The organism is Eubacterium sp. An3, assembly GCF_002159465.1.
GTDB lineage: Bacteria > Bacillota > Clostridia > Lachnospirales > Lachnospiraceae > Anaerobutyricum > Anaerobutyricum stercoris.
The window spans coordinates 1-1,488 of the sequence record NZ_NFIR01000095.1 but is presented as its reverse complement, the minus strand read 5'-3'; the positions used below and the strand labels follow the sequence as shown (position 1 = coordinate 1,488).

Sequence of the window (1,488 nt, the reverse complement as noted above, 5' to 3'; positions counted from 1 at the left end):
AGCGACGAGGTCTGGGAGGCCATGCGGCAGGCCCAGCGCGAGATGAACAACTATGAGCGCCGGAAGGTCTACCACCGCGCCTGGTACTCCCTGGACGCATATAGCTGGGCGGAGAACTATGCGCTGGAACACGGCAGATCGCCGGAGGAAATCTTTTTGGAGCGCGAGGAACGGGCCGCCCATCTGCGTCTGCTGGCCGCCTTGCCGGAGGCCCTGGCCCATGCCACCCCCACACAGGCCCGCCGCGTCCGGGCCTACTACATCGTCGGTATCAACCAGCCGGAAATTGCCCGGATGGAGGGCGTACACAGCAGCAAGGTCAGCGTTGCCATCCGGCGGGGCCTGCGGAATATGCGCCGTTGCTATGACGGCCTTTTTCCGTCAGAGTGAGGGCGGGCCTATGCAGACGATCAACCTCAAGCAATATTACCCGTTCTGTACCGAGGACACCTTTGTGGAGGTGTCGGATGAAATCGCCGAGGCGTTCCTGCTGGACAAGCGGGCCGAGGCCGCCAGGGAGCGTAAGATGTACCGCTACAAGGCGTTTTACTCCCTTGACTGTGACGACGGGATCGAGAAGGCCGCCATCGGCTGGGCGCAGCCATCGCCGGAGGATTGCCTGATGGAAAAGGAGGCACAAGCCGAATATGCCGAACTGCTCCGGCGGCTCTATGAGGCCCTTTCCTCTTTGCCACCAGCGCAGGCCCGCCGCGTCCATGCCCGGTATATGCTGGGGATGAAAGTAAAGGACATTGCCGCGATGGAGGGTATCACTCCATCCCAGGCGGGGAAGTCCATCCATGCGGCGCTCCGGCGGCTGCGCCGGTACTTCATACGCCGGAAATGGACAAGAGGCCTATGAAAACCATCAACCTGAAAAAGTATTATTATCCCCTCTACGAAACGGACACCTTCATAGAACTGCCGGACGAGGTTGCAGACGCCATTGTGGAGGAAAGCCGCGCAGAGGACGCCAATGACGCCAAGCAGCATTATCACTGTTATTCTCTGGACGCATCCCCCGGCATGGAACACCATTTCCCGGAGCAGGCCGTTTCCCCGGAGGATATTCTGGTGGAGAAGGAAACGGAACGGGAACAGGAGGCCGCCCGCGCCCTGATGATGGAACGGCTCCGGGAGGCCCTTGCCACATTGACGCCCCGGCAGGCAAGCTGCCTTCATGCCCGGTTTTGGGAGGGCAAGCAGTTTAAGGAGATTGCCGAGGCCGAAGGCTTTACCACATCGGCTGCCATTGTCACGGTTCGCAACGCCATTATCAAGTTACAGAAATATTATATCAAGCGCGGCTGGATGAAGCCGCCAAAGGAGAAAGCGATATGCACAAAGACAGCACCGCCCAAGCGAAACAGAAAAAAGACGAGCGCGAAGAAGTCCTGAAGGAGATCCGGCAGCTTGAGAACCGCCAGAAGATTTTGGAGAACAAGCAGCGCAACGAGGAACGCAAGGCCCGCACCCGCCGCCTGATTG

The 1,488-nt window shown here is 59.5% G+C and carries 3 protein-coding genes; all 3 read left to right on the top strand.

The genetic code is table 11. From position 1 onward, the window contains the following. Window positions 1–390, top strand: a 390-nt coding sequence (locus B5F87_RS20480) for an RNA polymerase subunit sigma-24 (protein WP_087284532.1), incomplete at its 5' end; no start/stop codon positions are given. Window positions 391–400: 10 nt separating this feature from the next. After that, window positions 401–862 (top strand): sigma factor-like helix-turn-helix DNA-binding protein, encoded by a 462-nt coding sequence (locus B5F87_RS20475; RefSeq protein ID WP_087252950.1) that lies wholly within the window; start codon window positions 401–403, stop codon window positions 860–862. Further along, entirely contained in the window at window positions 859–1,398 is a 540-nt protein-coding gene (locus B5F87_RS20470; protein WP_087284529.1) for a sigma factor-like helix-turn-helix DNA-binding protein, read from the top strand. Before B5F87_RS20475 ends, B5F87_RS20470 begins: the two co-directional genes overlap by 4 nt. Window positions 1,399–1,488 lie beyond the last annotated feature (90 nt).

Bases quoted from the DNA above. Each gene is read 5' to 3' on its own strand.
- B5F87_RS20475 (WP_087252950.1), top strand. From the start codon at position 401: ATGCAGACGATCAACCTCAAGCAATATTACCCGTTCTGTACCGAGGAC.
- B5F87_RS20470 (WP_087284529.1), top strand. From the start codon at position 859: ATGAAAACCATCAACCTGAAAAAGTATTATTATCCCCTCTACGAAACG.